Below are 18,694 nucleotides of genomic sequence, written 5' to 3' on the forward strand. Positions count from 1 at the left end.
TCATCTGTGCTCCCTGGACTGTAGACCTTGCGTTGTGCCATGCGCAAGAGGGTAGACGGAGTAGACGCCCATGTCTACAGCAGCGCGGGCGTAGCCACTCGTCTGATCAGTGCGAATTAGAACTACAACCATGGAACTTGTAGCGCCCGCGTCTACACTCCCGGTAGACGGTAGGCGGCGACAACGGGGAGTCTCGTAGACGTGAGTACAGCAGCGATCCCCGAGCCTTGGGGCAGTCGGATGGTGGAGCGAGGGTTCACCGACCCCCGCTACACCGCCGACATCCCGAGCATGAGCAGGCTCGCCGAGTCTGTCGGGGTTCACGCCTCGACCGTCTCTGGCGTCATCTACGGGAGACGCCGTCCGAGCCCGGCCACCGTGGCCGCGCTCGTCGGAGCATTGGGTTCAGACGTGCAGGACTGGCTCGGCGTACACGTCGAGCTGGGCCCGTACGAACCTCCTGCCGAGTCTGCGCTACTCACCGCGTCCCAGAGGGATGCGCTGACGGCGCTCATCCGGAGCATCGCAGTAGAGCAGCGAGAGGCAGGTGGTCCCGATGGGGATCCCACCCTGGATAGCCGCGCCCCGGTGAGCGGGGCCGATGAGACTGGAGGGCGTGGCGACGAGCCGCGTCGTGGCGACATGGGTCTGGCGGCGGACGACATCCGCACCCCGGACGGGCTGACGGAGTACCAGCGGCGCACAGGCGGGCAGGACGCGGCCAGCGAAGCACCCGACCCGCCCGGACCAGAGGAGGGGGCGTGAGCACCGACGACCTGCGCGTCACGCCAGTCTCGCGCCTGCCGCTCCGTGCCCAGCTCGTCGGGGAGCTCTTGCGGCTGGGCCGTCACCGCGCCTCCATGGCTGAGGTGGAGGAGGTGTTCGTGGTCGGTGCGCCGTTCGAGGCCGAGCGTCGGATCCTCTGGGACGCGTTCAAGGCCTACCGATCCGTCGCGCTCGCGCACTACCCCTCGGCCAGGTTCTGGGTGAACGGAGGGTTCGTCACGCACAAGACGTGGGCGGCACCCCACGACATCGATGTTTGCGTGGTGGTTCCTGGTGCCGAAGTGCTCGCAGTCGGGCAAGCGGGCGAGCATCTCTGGACCACTCCCGGCCCGCCGCGCATCCAGCCGATGGCAGGACTGGTGGATGGCTTCCTAGCAGTGGCTGAGATGCTGGATGATCTGAACTACTGGCGGTCCATGTGGACATCTGTGACGGACAGCGACGGCACGGCCGACCCGGGGCGGCGCAAGGGCTACTTGGAGGTGGAGCCATGACGAGCAGCGACCTCCTCCGGTCGGCGTGGACCGCCACGACCGGGAATGAGTACCTCGACCAACTTCGTCGCAGGAGCCTCTCTGCCGGCGCGTCCCAAGACCCGCGGCTTGCGGCGACGCTGCGGTCACTCGAAACTGGTGCCCGGACACAGCTTGACCTTCACATCGAAGATTCCGGCGAAAATCTGGCACACGAGACGTCTGCCCTCGCGCTAGGTGAGTTCTTGCGACGAGCCGAGGGCGCAGTGAGAGAGCTGGCCAAGTCTGGCTCACGGTTCGTTCGCCTGCATGGCCACCTCAACGTGCTCGCTCCTTCACCAGGGTCGGTGAGGATCGTGCTGCTCGAGCAGCCGGACGCGGCAGAGGCTGACGAAGATGGACGGGACGGCAGTAGCGCCCTGTGGCATGTTGGGATGGAGCGCCTCGCGGATACGTTCGAACTGGCCACTGCTGGCACTGACGACCTCGATGAGGCGCTCTCGGAGTACAGCGTGGGCGCACGCGAGGCGCTCCGGCTCCTCGGAAAGACCGTCGCCGAGCAGGAGTGGAGCATCGCCGGCTCCCTCGTCGAGCGCGACGGCGAACTCCGGCCCACTCGCCTCACCGTTCAGGCGGCGGATCGAATCGTCGATGCTGCGCAGCGCCGACCCGAGGAGACCAGGGCCTACGACAGCATCGGCTATCTCGACGGGTGGCGCTGGTCGAACTCCACGCTGCGGTTTGCCCAGAAGGACGGCGGGGCAATCGAGGTGTCGGTGGGGCAATCGATGAGGTCTGACGTGGCGGCGCTTGTGGCTGATCGATCGAAGGCCAGTCACCAGTTTCTCGCGAAGATGATGGTTACGGAGGCCGTCTCGCGGACCGGCGGAGTTCGGACGACCTACAGGCTGATGAGCCTCCAGCAGGCGCCGGATCTGGTGGACGAGGCCGAGTAGTTGTCACCCCCTGGTGGCACCGTGTCACGGCATGGGGGCTGGTCGGTTTCATCCGTGGCGTGCGCTGCGCGCCCTGGAGCACGTGCTCGTGGAGTAGGTGCCGCTGCACGGCCGGCGCGGGGAGACGAACGGCGCCGACCTGATCCGCCTCCACCCCGAGCAGCTACAGGTCGAGCGGCGTTGCACGATCACGCACGAGGTCGTGCACGTCGAGCGTGGACACCGCTCCGGCTGCGCGCCGGCCGTGGAGCGGTCGGTACGCGCCGAGACCGCGCGGCGCCTGATATCCCTGCCGGCGCTGCTGGACGCGCTGGCGTGGACGCAGGACTGGCACGAGGCGGCGGATCATCTGTGGGTGACGGTCGAGGTGCTGCGCGACCGCATCGACGCTCTGACGCCTGGGGAGCGGGCCGCGCTCGTGGAGCGGTACGAGCGCGTGGAGCCGGGCGCGTGAGGTTGATCCGCTCGGATCAACCCGTAGCGGTAGATGGGGGTGTGCGCTGTCGTTCGGCTGCACGTGCGCGGATGGCCTACTAGCCTCGCGCGCATGATCACCCCCGCCTCGATCTCGTCCCGTCTCGCCGCGCTCCCGCGGTGGGTGCTCCCCGCCGTCGCGGCGGTCCTCGCCGCGCTCGTCACGCTCGGCATCGCGTCCGCCTACTACTCGGGCGTGGTGAGCCAGTGGGAGCAGCACGCCGCCGCCGTCGAGGGCGAGCGAGACGCCGCGCTGGCGGAGGTTGAGGACGTGTCCGCAGAGCTGGAGATCGTCTCGGGGGACCGGGACGCCTACCGGGATTCGGTCACGGCCTCGGAGGATCGGGCTGTCGCGGCCGAGGGGCGCATCGCGGAGGTCGAGGAGCGCGAGGCTGCGGTGGCCACAGCGGAGGCCGCGGTGGCGGCACGCGAGGCCGCCGTCACGGGCGCCGAGCAGCGGATCGCGGAGACCACGATCCGCGAGGGGACGTGGGTTGTGGGCCGCGACGTCGAGCCGGGCACCTACGCGACGGCCGGCGAGGTCAGGAGCGGGTGCTACTGGTCGATCTACGTCTCCGGCACGAACCAGGACGACATCGTGCAGAACGACATCGTGACGGGTGGTCGGCCGACGGTGACGATCGCCGAGGGGCAGGACTTCACCACGCGAGGGTGCGGCTCGTGGCTCAAGCAGTAGGCCTCACTGTGTCCCGGTACACAGTTTCGGGCGTGTCGGACTATCGCAGATCGGCGTGTCGTCTCCCGCGTGTCGGAGGTGCTTTTCGGCGTCCTGGCGCGGATGGTCGCGCTTCCACTGAGTGTCCGGTGTAGCGCTTTCAAGTCCCGTTACTCACCCGGTACGAAGGGCCGGATCCGTTCTCGGATCCGGCCCTTCGGCGTTCCCGGGCCGCTGACGGCCCACCCGGTTCGCCCCCACCGCACGCGTGCGGCAAGATCGTCCGGGGTCGCCACGACGGCGCCCTGATCCGATGACGAGGAGAACGATGGCCACGCTCGCGGTGGGGGATGTCGCCCCGGACTTCACGCTTCCGACGGCGGGCGGCGGCACGGTCTCGCTCGCGGAGCTTCGCGAGAGCGCGACGAGCGGCGTGATCGTGTACTTCTACCCGGCGGCCGGCACGCCCGGCTGCACGACGCAGGCGTGCGACTTCCGCGACTCCCTCGCGTCGCTGCAGGGCGCGGGCTACGCCGTCGTGGGCATCTCGCCCGACAGCGAGAAGAAGCTCACGAGCTTCGCGGACGCCGAGCACCTGTCCTTCCCCGTGGCTGCGGACCCGGACAAGAAGGTGCTCGAGGCCTACGGCGCGTGGGGCGAGAAGCGGCTCTACGGCAAGACCGTGGTCGGCGTGATCCGCTCGACGTTCGTGGTCGCGCCCGACGGCACGCTCACCCTCGCGCAGTACAACGTCCGGGCGACCGGTCACGTCGCCAAGCTGCGCCGCGACCTCGACCTCGTCTAGCAGCCCGGCGGCCGGCCGGGGGCAGCACGGCGGTTACGCTGATCCGGCTGTGCCCGGGCCCTGCGCCCGCGCCGGCGCGCGAGTGGCGAAACTGGCAGACGCGCAGGATTTAGGTTCCTGTGTCTTCGGGCGTGCGGGTTCAAGTCCCGCCTCGCGCACCACCAGCCGCACCATCACCCCACGAGAGCGCTCACCCCGCGAGCGTCGGCGCCGCCGCGATGAGCGCCGCCCGCTTGCGCAGGTCCGCGGAGCTCGGGCCCTCGCCGTCGGGGAACAGCGCGGTGCGGTAGTAGCGCAGCTCGTCGATGCTCTCCCCGATGTCGGCGAGCGCGCGGTGGCCGCCGGCCTTGCGCGGCGAGGCGAAGTAGGCGCGTGGGTACCAGCGCCGCGCCAGCTCCTTGACCGAGGACACGTCGATGACGCGGTAGTGCAAGTGCTCGATGAGCGCCGGCATGTCGCGCTCGAGGAACACCTTGTCCGTGCCGACGGAGTTGCCGGCGAGCGGCGCCTTGCGCGGCTCGGGCACGAACCGCTTGACGTACTCCAGGACCAGCTCGGCCGCGTCCGCGAGGGGGAGTCCGCCGTCGAGCGCGTTGAGGAGGCCCGACTTCGTGTGCATCTCGCGCACGACGTCGCCCATCTGCTCCACCGCCCCGGGCGGCGGCGCGATGACGAGGTCGATCCCGGGGTCCAGCGGCGCGAGGTCGGAGTCGGTGATGATGACGGCGACCTCGACGAGCGCGTCGTTGCGCGCGTCCAGGCCCGTCATCTCGCAGTCGATCCAGACGATGGGGTCCACGGCAGCACTCACGCGACCACCCTAGCCGCGGCGCTGGGTCAGGCGGTGGTGTCGTTGCGAGGGTCGGGGCCGTAGGCGACCTCGCGCAGGATCGCGCTGGCGAACCGGTCGAGCGAGCCGGGCGCGAGCGACGTGTACAGCGCGGGCTCGACGAGCTCGAGCTCCATGAGCAGCGGCTGCTGGTCGCCGCGGATCACGAGGTCGACGCGCGCGTAGAGGAGGGGGCGGGACTGCATCGAGCGGCCGGGGACGAGGCGGCGCACCTCGGTGATGATCTCGCTCGCGACGTCGATCTCGACCTGCGACGGCGTCCACGGCTCCATGACCTCGGGGGTGTAGGCGTCGCCCTCGCCGTTGTCCTCGCCCATGAGCATGGCGCCCTTGTGCATCGCGTGCGAGTACTCCCCGTGCAGGAAGACGAGCGCGCTCTCGCCGAAGGTGTCGATCTCGGGCATGTAGCGCTGGACCATCACGGAGCGGCCGGCCGAGAGCAGGCGCTCGGCGTGCTTGATCGCGAGGCGGCGGGAGTCGGCGTCGGTGGCGGTGTACCGGCCGGTGTCGACCGAGCCGGCGGAGATCGCGGGCTTCACCACGAAGTCCTCGCGGGCCGGGAAGCGGTTGTGCAGGTCGCGCTTGGTGTACTCGCGGTCCGGCTCGAGCCAGAGGGTCTCCACCACGGGCAGGCCGTGCTCGGCGAGTGCGCGCACGTAGTGCTTGTCGCTGTTCCAGCGCACGACGTTCGCCGGGTTGCGCAGGGTGGGCACGCGCGCGGCCCAGTCGAGGAACTCGGCCCGGCGGCTGCTGTAGTCCCAGACGCTGCGCAGCACGACGAGGTCGAACGAGGACCAGTCGACGGCGGGGTCGTCCCAGATCTCGATGCTGACCTGCGCGTCGCGCTCGGTGAGGGCGACGACGAGCGCCCGATCCTCCGGCTCGCCCTGAGGGTTGTCGGAGCTGGTGACGAGCGCGATGCGTGGCGTGGTGGTCACGGGGACACCGTATCGGCCCGGCCGGGCTCAGCCCGAGCGAGTGACGAACGCCGCACGACAGCGGCCGAGAAGGCGGCCATGACGGTAGCCGAGGTGGTGCCTGCGACGGAGTCGGGGCGAGTGGTTCAGGATCGGGCCGGTCGGCTCACCCCCCAGCGGTGCGCCGACCCGACCCGATCCTCCCTGCAGCCCCCTGCAGAGCCCCCTGCAACCCCCTGCGTGCCCCGCCACCGACGTCGCGCGGCGGAGCGTCGCGGGTTCTCGGCGCAGGTGCCTCGACCCCGTGACACTGCGAGAGAGGCGGGCGAGGACGCCCTGATACATCGGTCGGGAAACTTCTTCGGAGGAGATTCCCGGGCGCCCGGCACGGCGCCCGGCACGGCGCCCCCGCGGGGGGCGCTGGCGGGCTGCCGCGACGGCGACGGCGGGCTCTACGAGGGCGCACCGGGCTTGGAACGACGCGAGGGCCCGGCTCCTTGCGGAACCGGGCCCTCGTGGTACACCCCCTGGGACTCGAACCCAGAACCCACTGATTAAGAGTCAGTTGCTCTGCCAATTGAGCTAGAGGTGCATGCCGTGCGGCGGGAACCGACTTTAGCACGGGGGAGGATGGGAGCGTGAATCGACGACGTGACCTGTACCACCCGGGCAAGCCCGTCATCCTCGCGCACCGCGGCGGCATGGCGGAGTCGCCCGAGAACACGCGCGAGGCGGTGTCGGCGATGCTCGCCGTCGGGGTGCGTGCGATGGAGACGGACGTGCGCCACTCCAGCGACGGCGTCCCGGTCCTCGCGCACGACGTCACCCTCGCGCGTCGGTTCGGGGACCCGCGCGACATCTCGACCGTGCCCTGGCGCGAGCTCGCCGCGCTGCGCGACGTCGACGGCGCCGCACCCCTTCGCCTGGACGAGCTGCTCGCGGAGCACCCCGACGTCGTCGTGAACATCGACGCGAAGACCGACGAGGTGGTCGGCCCCGTGCTGCGCGCGGTGCGGCAGGCACGCGCCACCGAGCGCGTCTGCCTCACGGCCTTCTCCTCGCGTCGGGTTGCCCGGATGGCCCGGATCACCGGCGAGCGCGTCATGCTCGGCGCCGGGATGGCCGACGCGGCGCGGCTCGTCGCCCTCGCGCGGATGCCCGAGCGGGCCGCCGCGTCGCGGCTGGTCGGAGCCGGCCCGGCTCGGGCGATCCAGGTGCCGCTGACGTTCCGGGGCGTCCCGGTCGTGACCCCGCGCTTCGTCGCGGCGGCGCACGCCGCGGGCCACGTGGTGCACGTGTGGACCGTCAACGACCCGGACGAGATGGACCGCCTGCTCGACCTCGGCGTCGACGGTGTGGTCACGGACGTGCCGTCGCTCGCCGTCGAGGTGTTCGCCCGGCGTGGGCTCGCGCCCTGGCCGGAAGTGGGCTGAGCCCGACGCGCCCGCCGTGCCACATCGCGACCCCCGATGCCGGGGACCAAGGTCCCGATTGCACGGTGACATAGATCACACGCACCACAACATCTAGTGTCGGCGCGTCGTTCGCACCCCAGCATGTTGTGGTCATCGTAGTGTGGGGGCGCAAGCCACCCGTGCCAGAGAAGGGCCTTCCACCATGCCGACCGTCGACGCCGCCGCCACCATCGAGGAGTACCTGGAGCGCAGCGACTGGCGCGTGAATGCCAACGCGAACCAGGGCTACTCGCTCGGGGGGATGGTGCTCAACACCTCCGGCAAGGTGGTCGCGAACTACTGGCTCGACCGCGTGTACGCGCCCGAGGCCGGAGCGGCGCACCGCGAGGGCGCGCTGCACATCCACGACCTCGATATGCTGTCCGGCTACTGCGCGGGCTGGAGCCTGCGGACGCTCGTCGAGGAGGGCTTCGGGGGCGTCCCCGGGGCGATCGCGTCGCGTCCGCCGAAGCACCTGTCCAGCGCGTGCGGCCAGATCGTGAACTTCCTCGGCACGCTGCAGAACGAGTGGGCGGGCGCGCAGGCGTTCAGCTCGTTCGACACCTACCTGGCGCCGTTCGTCCGCCTCGACGCCATGGACTACGACGACGTGTTCCAGTGCCTGCAGGAGATGATCCACAACCTCAACGTGCCGTCGCGGTGGGGGACGCAGACCCCGTTCACGAACCTCACGTTCGACTGGAACCCGCCCGCGGACCTGGCCGAGCAGCACCCGATGATCGGCGGCGAGCCGGTCGACTTCACCTACGGCGAGCTCCAGGCCGAGATGGACCTCATCAACCGCGCCTACATCGACGTCATGACCGCCGGCGACGCGGACGGGCGCGTCTTCACCTTCCCGATCCCCACGTACAACATCACCGCCGACTTCGACTGGGACTGCGACAACGCGTCCCGGCTGTTCGCGATGACGGCCAAGTACGGCCTGCCCTACTTCCAGAACTTCATCAACTCCGAGCTCGACCCGGGCATGATCCGCTCGATGTGCTGCCGCCTGCAGCTGGACCTGCGCGAGCTGCTCAAGCGCGGCAACGGCCTGTTCGGCTCGGCCGAGCAGACCGGGTCCATCGGCGTGGTCACGGTCAACTGCGCGCGCCTGGGCTACCTGCACGCGCACGACGAGGCCGGCCTGCTCGCCGAGCTCGACCGGCTGCTCGAGCTCGGCAAGGACAGCCTCGAGGTCAAGCGCGTGTTCGTGCAGGGGCTCATCGACGGCGGCCTGTACCCCTGGACGCGCCGCTACCTCGGCACGCTGGAGAACCACTTCTCCACGCTCGGCGTGAACGGCATGAACGAGATGGTCCGCAACTTCTTCCTCGACGCCGAGGACCTCACCACGCCGGAGGGGTACGCGCTCGTCGTGCGCGTGCTCGACCACGTGCGTGAGCGCCTCGTGCAGTTCCAGGAGGAGACCGGTCACCTCTACAACCTCGAGGCGACGCCCGCCGAGGGGGCGACCTACCGGTTCGCCAAGGAGGACCGCGCACGCTTCCCCGGCATCCTCCAGGCCGGCACCGACGAGAACCCGTACTACACGAACTCCTCCCAGCTGCCGGTCGCCCACACGACCGATCCCTTCGAGGCCCTCGAGCTGCAGGACGAGCTCCAGCGCAAGTACACCGGCGGCACGGTGCTGCACCTCTACATGGGGGAGCAGATCAGCTCGGCGGACGCCTGCCGGAACATGGTGCGCCGCGCGCTCACGCGGTTCTCGCTGCCCTACCTCACGATCACGCCGACGTTCTCGATCTGCCCCAACCACGGCTACCTCGCGGCGGAGCAGCCCACGTGCCCGCAGTGCGCCGCCGCCGGGCGCGAGGTCGAGTGCGAGGTGTGGACGCGCGTGATGGGGTACCACCGTCCGACGAAGTCCTTCAACATCGGCAAGAAGGGCGAGTTCGCCGAGCGCACGCCGTTCCGCGAGCCCGCCCTGGTCTGATGGCGCCCGACGGCGAGCCCACCTCGGGCGCCGACGCGGCGGCGCTCGCGTCGCTCCAGATCGCGGGGCTCGTGCCGCTGTCCACGGTCGACTGGCCCGGGATGCTCGTCGCGACGGCGTTCCTCCAGGGCTGCCCGTGGCAGTGCGTCTACTGCCACAACCCCGACCTCATGCCCTCGCGCACGCCCGGCACGGTCGCGTGGGACGAGGTCGCGGCACTGCTGCGGCGTCGTCGCGGGCTGCTCGACGGGCTCGTGCTCACCGGCGGTGAGCCGACCCGCCAGCCTGGCGCGCTCGCCGCGGCGAGGTGGGCGCGCGAGGAGGGGTTCGCCGTCGGGCTGCACACCGCGGGCGCCTACCCGGCGCGGCTTGCCGCGCTGCTGCCGCACGTGGACTGGGTGGGCCTCGACGTCAAGGCGACGGCCGCGCGGTACGACACCGTCGCGGGCGCGCGGCACGCCGGCGAGCGCGCGACGGCGTCGCTCGCCCTCGTCCTGCGGGCGGCGGCCGAGCGGGGCACGGGTTACGAGGTGCGCACGACCGTCGCGCCCGGGATGGCGAACGACACGCTGGTGCTCGCGCGGGACCTGCGCGCGGCGGGCGTGCGGACGTACGCGCTGCAGCAGGCGCGCGCCGAGGGCACCCTCAGTCTCGCCGACGCGCACCCGCCCGGGTGGGACGCGGAGTTCGCGGCGCTCGCCGAGGAGGTGCGCGGGCTCGGCTTCGAGACGCTGCACGTGCGCTGACCGCGCTGACGCGCGGCGGCGACGGGGACGGCGACGGGGCCGGGGATGGCCACGAGGACCACGGCGGCGAGCCGTGGGCCGCCACCCGCCCGCCGGTAGTGTCCGGGGCGTGCTCAGCGACGCCCGGCTCCACGCGATGGCGCGCGACCTCGCCCGGATCGAGGGCGTCGTCGCCGTGGTGCTCGGCGGCAGTCGGGCGCGGGGGACCCACCGCCGCGACTCCGACGTCGACCTCGGGCTCTACTACGAGGACCCGCTCGATCTGCTCGCGCTGGCCGACCTCGCGACGCGCTGGGCCGGTCGGCCGGTCGAGGTCGCCGCACCGGGCCGGTGGGGTCCGTGGGTGAATGGCGGCGCGTGGCTCACGGTCGACGGGATTGCCGTGGACTGGATCCTGCGCGACCTCGGCCGGGTGTCCGAGCAGTGCGAACGGGCCCGTCGCGGCGAGCTCGCCTTCCACCCGCAGCCGGGCCACCCGCTCGGCTTCCTCGACGTGGCCTACGCCGGTGAGGTCGCCACGTGCGTCCCCCTCGCCGACGACGACGGCGTGCTCGCCCGGCTCGTCGCCGGCCTCACCCCGTACCCGTGGGCGCTGCGCGACGCGATGCTCGCCGGGCTCTGGCAGGTGGACTTCCTGCTCGACGCGGCGGCCAAGGGGGCGAAGGCCGCCGACGTCGCCTACGTCGCGCTGTGCACCAGCACCGCGGCGATGCTCGTGGCGCACGCGTGGCACGCGGTCGCCGGCTCATGGGTCACGAACGAGAAGGCCCTCGTGCCCGGCACGGCCCGGCTCCCGGTCGCCACGGGAGGTTTCGCGGCGCGCGTCGCGGCCGCGATCGGCGCGCTGGGCACGACGCCCACGGACCTGCAGCGCGCGATCGACGCGGTGCGGGCGGCGCCGCGTCCGGACGTCGGTTGAGCCGACCGTCCCACCAGGTGGACTTCTTCGACCGCCTCGTGGTCGCGGGTCGGCCCCGACCTAGGCTGAAGACCCGCCGAGTCCCGCCTCAGGAGGAGGACCCATGCCGGTCGCCGTCGACGACACCGAGCCCAAGTTCGCCGAGTACGCCCACCCGGAGCGTCTCGTGAGCACGTCGTGGCTCGCCGAGCACCGGGGCGAACCCGGCCTGGTGGTCGTGGAGTCGGACGAGGACGTGCTGCTCTACGAGACCGGCCACATCCCGGGCGCCGTCAAGATCGACTGGCACCTCGACCTCAACGACCCGCTCGTGCGCGACTACGTCGACGGCGAGGGCTTCGCCCGCCTGCTCGGCAGCCGCGGCATCTCCCGCGACACGACGATCGTGCTCTACGGCGACCGGTCGAACTGGTGGGCGGCGTACACCCTGTGGGTGTTCTCGCTCTTCGGGCACCCGGACGTCCGGCTGCTGGACGGCGGCCGCGAGAAGTGGGTCGCGGAGGGCCGCGAGCTCACGATCAGCGCGCCCGACGTCGCACCCGTGCCCTACCCGGTCGTGCCGCGCGAGGACGGCGCCATCCGGGCCTTCAAGGAGGATGTGCTCGAGCACCTGGGCAACCCGCTCGTCGACATCCGCTCGCCCCAGGAGTACACGGGCGAGCGCACGCACATGCCGGACTACCCCGAGGAGGGGGCGCTGCGCGGCGGCCACATCCCGACGGCGCGGAACGTGCCGTGGGCCCGCGCCGTCGCGGAGGACGCCAGCTTCCGCCCGCGCGCCGAGCTCGAGGGGATCTACGGCGACGGCGGTGACGGCTCCGGCCTTGGCCTCGGTGCGGACGACTCGATCATCACGTACTGCCGCATCGGCGAGCGCTCGAGCCACACGTGGTTCGTGCTCACCCACCTGCTCGGCATCCCCGACGTGCGCAACTACGACGGCTCGTGGACCGAGTGGGGCAACGCCGTGCGGGTGCCGATCGTCAAGGGCGCCGAGCCGGGGCTCGCGCCCGTGCGCTGAGCCCCGGCCCCCACTCGGTGCCGGTGGGAGGATGGCGGGGTGACCGACGCCGCCCTGCCCGACGCCCTCGTCGCCATCCGCGAGGACTTCCTCGCGCTCGACGTGCGCGACCGGCTCCAGCTCCTCCTGGAGTTCTCGAACGAGCTGCCGGAGGTCCCCGAACGCTTCGCGGCGCGGCCGGAGCTGCTCGAGCCGGTTCCGGAGTGTCAGGCACCGATCGCGTTCATCACCGAGATCGAGACGTCCGACGGCGAGCCTCGCGTCCACTTCTACGCCTCGGCCCCGCCCGGGGCGCCGACCTCGCGCGGGTTCGCCTCGATCCTCGCCCAGGGGCTCGACGGGCTGACGCCCGACCAGGTCGTGGCCATCCCCGCCGACTACCCACTCACCCTCGGCCTCGCCGAGGCGGTCTCGCCGCTGCGGCTGCGCGGCATGACGGCGCTGCTCACCCGCGCCAAGCGGCAGGTCGCCGAGCGGCTCGCCTCCTAGCGTCGCCGTGACCGCCGCCCGCAGGCCCGATCGCGACGGCGCGACCGTGCTCACCCTGCACTCCACGTGGCGGCTGCCCGCGCCGCCGGACCGGACGTGGGACGTGCTCGCCGACCCGACCTCCTGGCCGCTGTGGTGGAAGGGGCTGCGGTCCACGGTCGTGCGGCAGGGTGCGCACGACGGCGTGGGCACGCGAGGCTCGCTCGCCTACCTCGCACCGGGGTACGTCATCCGCGTCGGGCTCGAGGTCGTCGCGGCGCTGCCGCCGGGTGCTGGGCGGGGCGGCTGCGGCGGGGTCGTGCTGCGCGCCGTAGGCGATCTGCGTGGCCGCGCCCTCGCCGTCCTGCGCCCGGACGAAGCCGCCGGCGCTGAGGTCACCACCGCCACCGTGCTCACCATCGACTGGCGGGTCCGACCCACGGGCGCCCTGCTGCGGCGTGCGGCGCTCCGGGCGCCGCGCGTGCTCGAGGCGAGCCACGCCGTCGTGATGGACCGCGGTGAGCGCGGGCTCCGAGCGCACCTGACGGCCACGCGCTCGTGGGGTTCACTGGGCCGATGAGTGTGCGATGAGTGTGCGCAGGAGGGCGGACGTCCCCGCGAGCGTCCGGCTCGCGGTGTCGGTCGTCGCGGGGGTCGTGGCCGCGTTGCTGCCGACCTGGCAGACGCTGGTCGGCGCGCTCCTGGGCGGGTGGGCGGTGTGCGGTGCGCTGTACTGCGGCTGGACGCTCGCCGTCGTGCTCCCGATGACGCGGGCGCGACGGCGTCGCACGCCACCCGCGAGGAACCCACCCGGGTGGGCGCGCACCTGGTCGTCGGGGTGGCGTCGCTCGCCAGCGTCGTGGGGGCCGGGGTGCTGCTCGTGGCGCACCAGCGAGCCGGGAGCGTGGTGGCGGCGCTGCTCGCCGTCGTCGTCTCGTGGCTCGCGGTGCACACGTCCGCGGCGCTGCGCTACGCGCGCCTGTACTACGTGCCGCCGGTGGGCGGGGTGGACTTCCACCAGAGCGAGCCGCCCCGGTACACCGACTTCGCCTACATGGCGTTCACGGTGGGGATGAGCTTCGCGATCTCGGACACCGACCTGGCGTCCTCGCGGATGCGGCAGCGTGCGCTCCTGCACGCGCTGCAGGCCTACGTGCTGGGCACCGTGATCGTCGCGCTCACCGTCAACCTCGTCGCGGGGCTGGCGGGCTGAGCTCGGCTCAGGTGTGGCCGACGTCCACGATGCCGAGGCGCACGGCGTGGATCAGGACCTGAACACGGTCGCGCACCTGGAACTTCTGGGCGATGCGGCCCAGGGTGGCCTTGACCGTGGCCTCCGAGACGAAGAGCGTGTCCGCGATCTCGCGGTTGCTGTTGCCCTCCGCGAGGCAGCGGAGCACGTCGAGCTCGCGTGGCGTGAGACCCGGGTCCGCCGGCGGTGGCGACGACTCGGCCGCGCCCGGGCTGGATGACGTCGCGATACCGCCGGGGTGCTCGTCCTCGGACTTCACGGTGGCGATGAGCTCGCGCGTCACAGCGGGGGAGAGGACCGCCTCGCCGCGGTGGACGGCCTCGATCGCGTCGAGGATCTCGCGTGGGCGGGCGTCCTTGAGGAGGTACCCGGCCGTGCCGGCGCGCAGTGCGGGGATCACGAACTCCTGCGAGGAGAACGCGGTGAGCGTGAGGATCCGCGCTCCGGGATCCTCCTGAAGGAGCTCCCGGGTGGCTGCGATGCCGTCCTTGACGGGCATCTGGATGTCCAGCAGCACGACGTCGGGTCGAGTCTCCCGAAAGAGCGGAAGTGCCTCGCCACCGTGCCGGGCGAGCCCCGCCAGCTCGTAACCGTCGGCGGCGTCGAGGAGCATCTCGAGCGCGTTCCGCACCATCGGGTCGTCCTCGACGACAAGCACGCGAATGACCCCCACGGCTTGATCGTAGTGGGCTGCGGCGGCGCTCCTGGAGACCTGTGACCGCCTCGAGACGCGGCGTGAGGGACGAAAGGTGCTCTTATCCCCTTCTTTTTCGTCACACAAGCGACGATTGGCTTGCGAAGATCGCCTCGAGATGGTGCGCTTGTCCCATGACGTCGTCGACCTCCCCCCTGCCCGCGCGCCGCCGCGCCGCCCTCGTTCTCCGCCTGTCCGCAGTCCTCTCCGTCGCGGCACTCACCGCCGTCGTCGTGCCCGCCGCGAGCGCGAGCAGCCTCGACACGCCGGCCGCGTCGGTGAGCGCCGAGGCGGCGCCTGTGAGCGCTGCGGCGCCGGTGTCCGGGTTCACGGGCGTCCTGGCCGCTGGGCTGGGCGGTTCGAGCAGCGCTGCCCTCGCGCCGCAGGCTCCCAGCACGGGCAACCCGGGCGTGAGCACGCAGTCGATCTTCGGTGACACGGCGCGGTGGGCGTGCAAGCGGCTCGGACTGTTCTGCTGACGCCCGAGGGCGTCGCGCGGACCGACTGAGGAAGGTGCCGTGGGCGTCGCCACGCAGATCCGCCAAACGGTCTCCTCGCCCGAACTGTGGCGGGCGCGTGACCCACGCGTGCTTCGCTGGGTTCTGACGCTCGCCGCTACCGCTTTCCTCGCTGACAGTGGCATCTCCCTCATCGCGAGGCAGGATGCGGGCAAGACCGAGAATCTGATCGCGATGGTGGCGTTCTCGGCTGCCGCACTGCTGTGCTGGATCTCGTTCGACGTGCTCGCGATCGGGTTCGTCGCCGCGATGATCGTGACGGCATGGGTGGACGGCTGGTTCGCCGGGATCGTCTTCGTCCCGGCGATGCTGGGCGTGGTTGCCGCGGCGTCGAGCGGTCCGTTCATCGTCGCGACCTCGCTGGCGGCAACCGCGTGGGCAGTCTCGATCCGCTGGCTCTCGCCGGACGACACCGTCATCATCACGCCGTTGATCCTGGCGCTGCTGGCCGCGGTCGTCATCGGTGCGTCGTTCCGGTTTCGTGCAGTGCGTCACGAGATGGACCGCGGCCGGCTCGATGCCACGCGTGAGGCGCTCGAGGCGCAGCAGCGGCTCGAGCGCGAGGCGGTCGAGGGTGTCCGGCGGTCGGTGGCTCGCGACCTGCACGACGTCGTCGCGCACGGGCTCACCGTCATCGCGATGCAGTCCGACGTCGCGGTCTTCACCCGGGACCTCGACAAGGCGCACGACGCGCTCGGGCGCATCTCCGACGCGTCCCACCAGGCGCTCACCGACCTGCGCATCATGCTCAAGCTGCTGCAGGAACCGACCGACGACGGCGAGACGCCCCTCGGGCCGCCCGACGCCAGCACGCTGCGCCTGGAGATCACCGGTCCGCAGTTCCGCGAGGTTCTCGAGGAGCTCGGTTTTCGCACCACACTGGACATCGGCTCGCGGACGTCGATGCTCACCCGCGGTGCCGAGATCACGCTGCACCGCGTGCTCCAGGAGGCGACGACCAACGTGCTCAAGCACGCTCCCGACGGCTCCTCGTGTGCGATCACGATCGAGGTGACCGGCGAGGCCCCGCAGGGAGTGGCTGCGCTGCGCGTGGTGAGCGAGATGCCGCGGACCTCGCGTCCCGATCGGGCGAGCACCGGCGACCCGCGGCGCGTGCACCTGGGCCTGCTGTCGATGAGGGAGCGGGTCGAGTCGCTCGGCGGCGAGTTCGACGCCGGCCGACGGGGTGACCAGTGGGTCGTCGAGGCGACCATCCCGGTGGCCCTGCGCCCCGATCGATCCGAGCTCGCCGACGAGGACGACGCGCGTCGCCCGCCCCGCAGCGACGCGGGCGAGAGCCCTTCGTCTCACTCGCCCCACGTGTCCGGAGGCGCCGCTTCCGGCCGGAGCTCGGCGTCGCGCGCGCCTCGGCACGGCGCACCCGCCCCGCAGCACCACGTCGAGAGCGACGAGGCCGTCGTCCGGAACGCCGCGCCCGCCGCGCCCGCCGAGGCCGCTCCGTCGTCGTCTCGCTGACACGTCGCCGCGCCCGCTCTGTCATCGTCCAGCCGAGCCGCTCCGTCTTCGGTCGCTGACGCGTCGTCGAGCCTGCTCCGTCGTCGTCTCGCCGACGCGTCGCCGAGCCCCTGAGTGCCAGCATGCGCGCCACCAGCGCGCCGGCACGACGAAGGCCCTCCGTGCGAGGCACGAAGGGCCAGACGTGAAGGTCCTGAGATAGTCAGCAGCCGCGACGCCGAGGTGGGGGGGGTTTCGGCGTCGCGGCTGCTGGGCGCTCCGGTCAGTTGGGGGTTTGACCGGTGCGCGGCCGACCTGGGGCTCCGCGGAGGCTTCCGGGGGTGGGGGCAGGGGGGTTGGTTCCCACCCCCGCCTCGGCGGCCCAGCGGGTCGGCGTACGAGCAGCGCCGGGCAGAGCCCGTGCTGCAGCAGGTGCGTCGTGGCTCAGAGAGTGCGCGAAGGTCGAAGTCGACGACGTGTGTGTCATGGCTTCATCCCTCCCTCGCGGCTCTCCCCAGAGCTCGACATGAAGAGGAAACCAGAACGGTGACGGGGGGTGGTAGATACTTTCGTCTAGACCTCACGCGCGTCGCGAACCGCACGGTCTCAACGATGTGAACGAGCCCACGTCCGCTCGGGACCTTCGCCCCCTCGTGGCGCCGCAGACGACACGGAAGGCTTGTCCCGTGCTCGATCTTCCCACCACCATCGACGTCCAGCTCGACCAGGCGCAGCACAAGGTCGAGTCCGCCGCGCACCCGTGGCGCTACCTCGTCGCCTCCATGCTCGCGGGCATGTACATCGGCATCGGTGTCGTCCTCATGGTGATGACGGCCGGTCCGCTGGGCAACAGCCCGCTCGTCGCAGGCGCCGTGTTCGGCGTCGCCCTCACGCTCGTGGTGTTCGCCGGGGCTGAGCTCGTCACGAGCGCCATGATGATCCTGCCGCAGGCGGCGATCACGCGGTCGATCGGCTGGGGCCGGGCGATCGGGACGCTGCTGTTCTGCTTCTTCGGCAACCTGGTCGGGTCCGTCGTCTTCGCGTGGATGATCGTGCAGTCCCGCGTCCTGGACGGGAACGCCGGCGGCGAGATGCTCGCCGCGATGATCGAGCACAAGAACGTCGAGGGGTTCGGGGAGATGTTCTTCCGCGGCGTCCTGTGCAACGTGCTCGTCTGCGTGGCGATCTGGGCGGCGAACCGCCTGCAGTCGGAGGCGGGCAAGGCCATCATCATCTTCTGGTGCATCCTGGCGTTCATCGCCTCGGGCTTCGAGCACGTCGTGGCCAACATGACCACGTTCTCGATCGCGCTGTTCCAGGGCGGCATGACCGACCTCGCGCACATGGCCCGCAACCTCGCGGTCGTCGGTCTCGGCAACCTCGTGGGCGGCGCCGTCGTGATCGGCGTCAGCTACCTCGTCGTCTCCGGTCGCCTCGGCACCACGCGCCCGACGGCGAGCACCGCCTCTCCGGACGTCGCCCTCGCGCAGGAGCAGGTCGACCGGGTGGGGGTTCCGGTCCGCGTCGGCTGACGGTCCGCCGGGGGCCTTCACCGGCCGCGGCAGACCAGTTCACGTGCGTCGAGAACGGCCCCTGGCGGCGAGAACGGCCCGTCGCGGCCTCCACGGGCCGCGGCTGACCAGCTCGCGTTCGTCGAGAACGGCCCGTGGCGACGAGAACGGCCCGCTGGGGGCCGTTCTCGTCGCAGCAGGCCGTTCTGGAGGCGTAGTGCGGGCGCCGGGTCTAGGTGCTGAGTCCGCGAGGCGCGGTGGACGCGAAGGTCTGAGCTCGCCGTCGCGCATTCCGTCAGAGCGAATCGGCCGCGGCTGACCAGCTCGCGTGCGTCGAGAACGGCCCGTGGCGGCGAGAACGGCCCGTGGCGGCCTCCACGGGCCGCGGCTGACCAGCTCGCGTGCGTCGAGAACGGCCCGTGGCGACGAGAACGGCCCGCTGGGGGCCGTTCTCGTCGCAGCAGGCCGTTCTGGAGGCGTAGTGCGGGCGCCGGGTCTAGGTGCTGAGTCCGCGAGGCGCGGTGGACGCGAAGGTCTGAGCTCGCCGTCGCGCATCCCGTCAGAGCGAATCGGCCGCGGCAGACCAGTTCACGTGCGTCGAGAACGGCCCCTGGCGGCGAGAACGGCCCGTCGCGGCCTCCACGGGCCGCGGCTGACCAGCTCGCGTGCGTCGAGAACGGCCCGTGGCGGCGAGAACGGCCCGCTGGGGGCCTCCACGGGCCGCGGCTGACCAGCTCGCGTGCGTCGAGAACGGCCCGT

20 protein-coding genes and 2 tRNA genes are annotated in these 18,694 nt (G+C 71.6%); 18 read left to right on the forward strand and 4 right to left on the reverse strand.

Annotation, left to right across the window (positions count from 1 at the left end):
- The first annotated feature begins 201 nt into the window (after positions 1-201).
- The 7 genes from AC3AQ1_RS14115 to AC3AQ1_RS14145 all read left to right on the forward strand — a co-directional run bounded on the left by AC3AQ1_RS14115 (position 202) and on the right by AC3AQ1_RS14145 (position 4,331).
- The gene (locus tag AC3AQ1_RS14115) at positions 202-765 is read left to right on the forward strand and encodes a helix-turn-helix domain-containing protein (RefSeq protein WP_159096569.1); all 564 of its coding nucleotides are present in this window, start codon (positions 202-204) and stop codon (positions 763-765) included.
- Positions 762-1,280, forward strand: coding sequence for a DUF6932 family protein (locus tag AC3AQ1_RS14120; RefSeq protein WP_108719513.1), 519 nt, complete (start codon positions 762-764; stop codon positions 1,278-1,280). Before AC3AQ1_RS14115 ends, AC3AQ1_RS14120 begins: the two co-directional genes overlap by 4 nt.
- The gene (locus tag AC3AQ1_RS14125) at positions 1,277-2,215 is read left to right on the forward strand and encodes a hypothetical protein (RefSeq protein ID WP_159096570.1); all 939 of its coding nucleotides are present in this window, start codon (positions 1,277-1,279) and stop codon (positions 2,213-2,215) included. The genes AC3AQ1_RS14120 and AC3AQ1_RS14125 overlap by 4 nt, the downstream gene beginning before the upstream one ends.
- Positions 2,216-2,312: 97 nt before the next feature.
- Positions 2,313-2,669: an ImmA/IrrE family metallo-endopeptidase gene (locus tag AC3AQ1_RS14130; RefSeq protein ID WP_234417532.1), complete on the forward strand. Its 357-nt coding sequence runs from the start codon at positions 2,313-2,315 to the stop codon at positions 2,667-2,669.
- Between the two features lie 93 nt (positions 2,670-2,762).
- Complete coding sequence (locus AC3AQ1_RS14135; RefSeq protein WP_108719515.1) at positions 2,763-3,386, forward strand: Rv1352/Rv1906c domain-containing protein; 624 nt, start codon at positions 2,763-2,765, stop codon at positions 3,384-3,386.
- A gap of 307 nt (positions 3,387-3,693) precedes the next feature.
- Entirely contained in the window at positions 3,694-4,170 is a 477-nt protein-coding gene (locus AC3AQ1_RS14140) for a peroxiredoxin (protein ID WP_199916481.1), read from the forward strand.
- A 76-nt stretch (positions 4,171-4,246) separates the two neighbouring features.
- Positions 4,247-4,331 (forward strand) — tRNA-Leu (locus AC3AQ1_RS14145).
- Between the two features lie 29 nt (positions 4,332-4,360).
- Here the strand turns inward: AC3AQ1_RS14145 and orn are convergent.
- From orn to AC3AQ1_RS14160, 3 genes are all read right to left on the reverse strand, one after another.
- Entirely contained in the window at positions 4,361-4,939 is a 579-nt protein-coding gene (orn, locus tag AC3AQ1_RS14150) for an oligoribonuclease (RefSeq protein WP_108720243.1), read from the reverse strand.
- 68 nt (positions 4,940-5,007) lie between these two features.
- A complete protein-coding gene (locus tag AC3AQ1_RS14155; RefSeq protein WP_108719517.1) occupies positions 5,008-5,958 on the reverse strand; it encodes an ATP-grasp domain-containing protein in 951 nt (316 codons plus the stop codon).
- A 495-nt stretch (positions 5,959-6,453) separates the two neighbouring features.
- Positions 6,454-6,529, reverse strand: a tRNA-Lys gene (locus tag AC3AQ1_RS14160).
- Between the two features lie 46 nt (positions 6,530-6,575).
- Here AC3AQ1_RS14160 and AC3AQ1_RS14165 point away from each other — a divergent pair.
- The 8 genes from AC3AQ1_RS14165 (at position 6,576) to AC3AQ1_RS14200 (ending at position 13,718) form a co-directional block, all read left to right on the forward strand.
- On the forward strand, positions 6,576-7,370 hold the full coding sequence (locus AC3AQ1_RS14165) for a glycerophosphodiester phosphodiesterase family protein (protein WP_108719518.1): 795 nt from the start codon (positions 6,576-6,578) through the stop codon (positions 7,368-7,370).
- Between the two features lie 184 nt (positions 7,371-7,554).
- The gene (locus tag AC3AQ1_RS14170) at positions 7,555-9,351 is read left to right on the forward strand and encodes a ribonucleoside triphosphate reductase (protein WP_108719519.1); all 1,797 of its coding nucleotides are present in this window, start codon (positions 7,555-7,557) and stop codon (positions 9,349-9,351) included.
- Positions 9,351-10,097: an anaerobic ribonucleoside-triphosphate reductase activating protein gene (locus AC3AQ1_RS14175; RefSeq protein WP_108719520.1), complete on the forward strand. Its 747-nt coding sequence runs from the start codon at positions 9,351-9,353 to the stop codon at positions 10,095-10,097. Before AC3AQ1_RS14170 ends, AC3AQ1_RS14175 begins: the two co-directional genes overlap by 1 nt.
- A gap of 109 nt (positions 10,098-10,206) precedes the next feature.
- A complete protein-coding gene (locus AC3AQ1_RS14180) occupies positions 10,207-11,016 on the forward strand; it encodes a nucleotidyltransferase domain-containing protein (protein WP_234417533.1) in 810 nt (269 codons plus the stop codon).
- Positions 11,017-11,119: 103 nt separating this feature from the next.
- A complete protein-coding gene (locus tag AC3AQ1_RS14185; protein WP_108719521.1) occupies positions 11,120-12,037 on the forward strand; it encodes a sulfurtransferase in 918 nt (305 codons plus the stop codon).
- Between the two features lie 39 nt (positions 12,038-12,076).
- A complete protein-coding gene (locus tag AC3AQ1_RS14190) occupies positions 12,077-12,526 on the forward strand; it encodes a SufE family protein (RefSeq protein WP_108719522.1) in 450 nt (149 codons plus the stop codon).
- A gap of 7 nt (positions 12,527-12,533) precedes the next feature.
- On the forward strand, positions 12,534-13,085 hold the full coding sequence (locus AC3AQ1_RS14195) for an SRPBCC family protein (RefSeq protein ID WP_108719523.1): 552 nt from the start codon (positions 12,534-12,536) through the stop codon (positions 13,083-13,085).
- A gap of 234 nt (positions 13,086-13,319) precedes the next feature.
- A complete protein-coding gene (locus AC3AQ1_RS14200; protein WP_234417534.1) occupies positions 13,320-13,718 on the forward strand; it encodes a DUF1345 domain-containing protein in 399 nt (132 codons plus the stop codon).
- Positions 13,719-13,725: 7 nt separating this feature from the next.
- Here the strand turns inward: AC3AQ1_RS14200 and AC3AQ1_RS14205 are convergent, their stop codons facing one another.
- A complete protein-coding gene (locus AC3AQ1_RS14205) occupies positions 13,726-14,430 on the reverse strand; it encodes a response regulator (protein ID WP_234417535.1) in 705 nt (234 codons plus the stop codon).
- A gap of 155 nt (positions 14,431-14,585) precedes the next feature.
- Between AC3AQ1_RS14205 and AC3AQ1_RS14210 the strand changes: the two genes are divergently transcribed.
- The 3 genes from AC3AQ1_RS14210 to AC3AQ1_RS14220 all read left to right on the forward strand — a co-directional run bounded on the left by AC3AQ1_RS14210 (position 14,586) and on the right by AC3AQ1_RS14220 (position 17,956).
- Positions 14,586-14,930: a hypothetical protein gene (locus AC3AQ1_RS14210; protein WP_108719524.1), complete on the forward strand. Its 345-nt coding sequence runs from the start codon at positions 14,586-14,588 to the stop codon at positions 14,928-14,930.
- Between the two features lie 39 nt (positions 14,931-14,969).
- Positions 14,970-16,445, forward strand: a complete 1,476-nt coding sequence (locus AC3AQ1_RS14215) for a sensor histidine kinase (protein WP_108719525.1) — start codon at positions 14,970-14,972, stop codon at positions 16,443-16,445.
- A gap of 665 nt (positions 16,446-17,110) precedes the next feature.
- Positions 17,111-17,956 (forward strand): formate/nitrite transporter family protein, encoded by an 846-nt coding sequence (locus AC3AQ1_RS14220; RefSeq protein WP_108719526.1) that lies wholly within the window; start codon positions 17,111-17,113, stop codon positions 17,954-17,956.
- Positions 17,957-18,694: the final 738 nt, after the last annotated feature.

This window comes from Miniimonas sp. S16, from assembly GCF_057748195.1.

Bases quoted from the DNA above. Each gene is read 5' to 3' on its own strand.
- AC3AQ1_RS14125 (WP_159096570.1), top strand. From the start codon at position 1,277: ATGACGAGCAGCGACCTCCTCCGGTCGGCGTGGACCGCCACGACCGGG.
- AC3AQ1_RS14135 (WP_108719515.1), top strand. From the start codon at position 2,763: ATGATCACCCCCGCCTCGATCTCGTCCCGTCTCGCCGCGCTCCCGCGG.
- AC3AQ1_RS14140 (WP_199916481.1), top strand. From the start codon at position 3,694: ATGGCCACGCTCGCGGTGGGGGATGTCGCCCCGGACTTCACGCTTCCG.
- orn (WP_108720243.1), bottom strand. From the start codon at position 4,939: ATGACGGGCCTGGACGCGCGCAACGACGCGCTCGTCGAGGTCGCCGTC.
- AC3AQ1_RS14170 (WP_108719519.1), top strand. From the start codon at position 7,555: ATGCCGACCGTCGACGCCGCCGCCACCATCGAGGAGTACCTGGAGCGC.
- AC3AQ1_RS14175 (WP_108719520.1), top strand. From the start codon at position 9,351: ATGGCGCCCGACGGCGAGCCCACCTCGGGCGCCGACGCGGCGGCGCTC.
- AC3AQ1_RS14185 (WP_108719521.1), top strand. From the start codon at position 11,120: ATGCCGGTCGCCGTCGACGACACCGAGCCCAAGTTCGCCGAGTACGCC.
- AC3AQ1_RS14210 (WP_108719524.1), top strand. From the start codon at position 14,586: ATGACGTCGTCGACCTCCCCCCTGCCCGCGCGCCGCCGCGCCGCCCTC.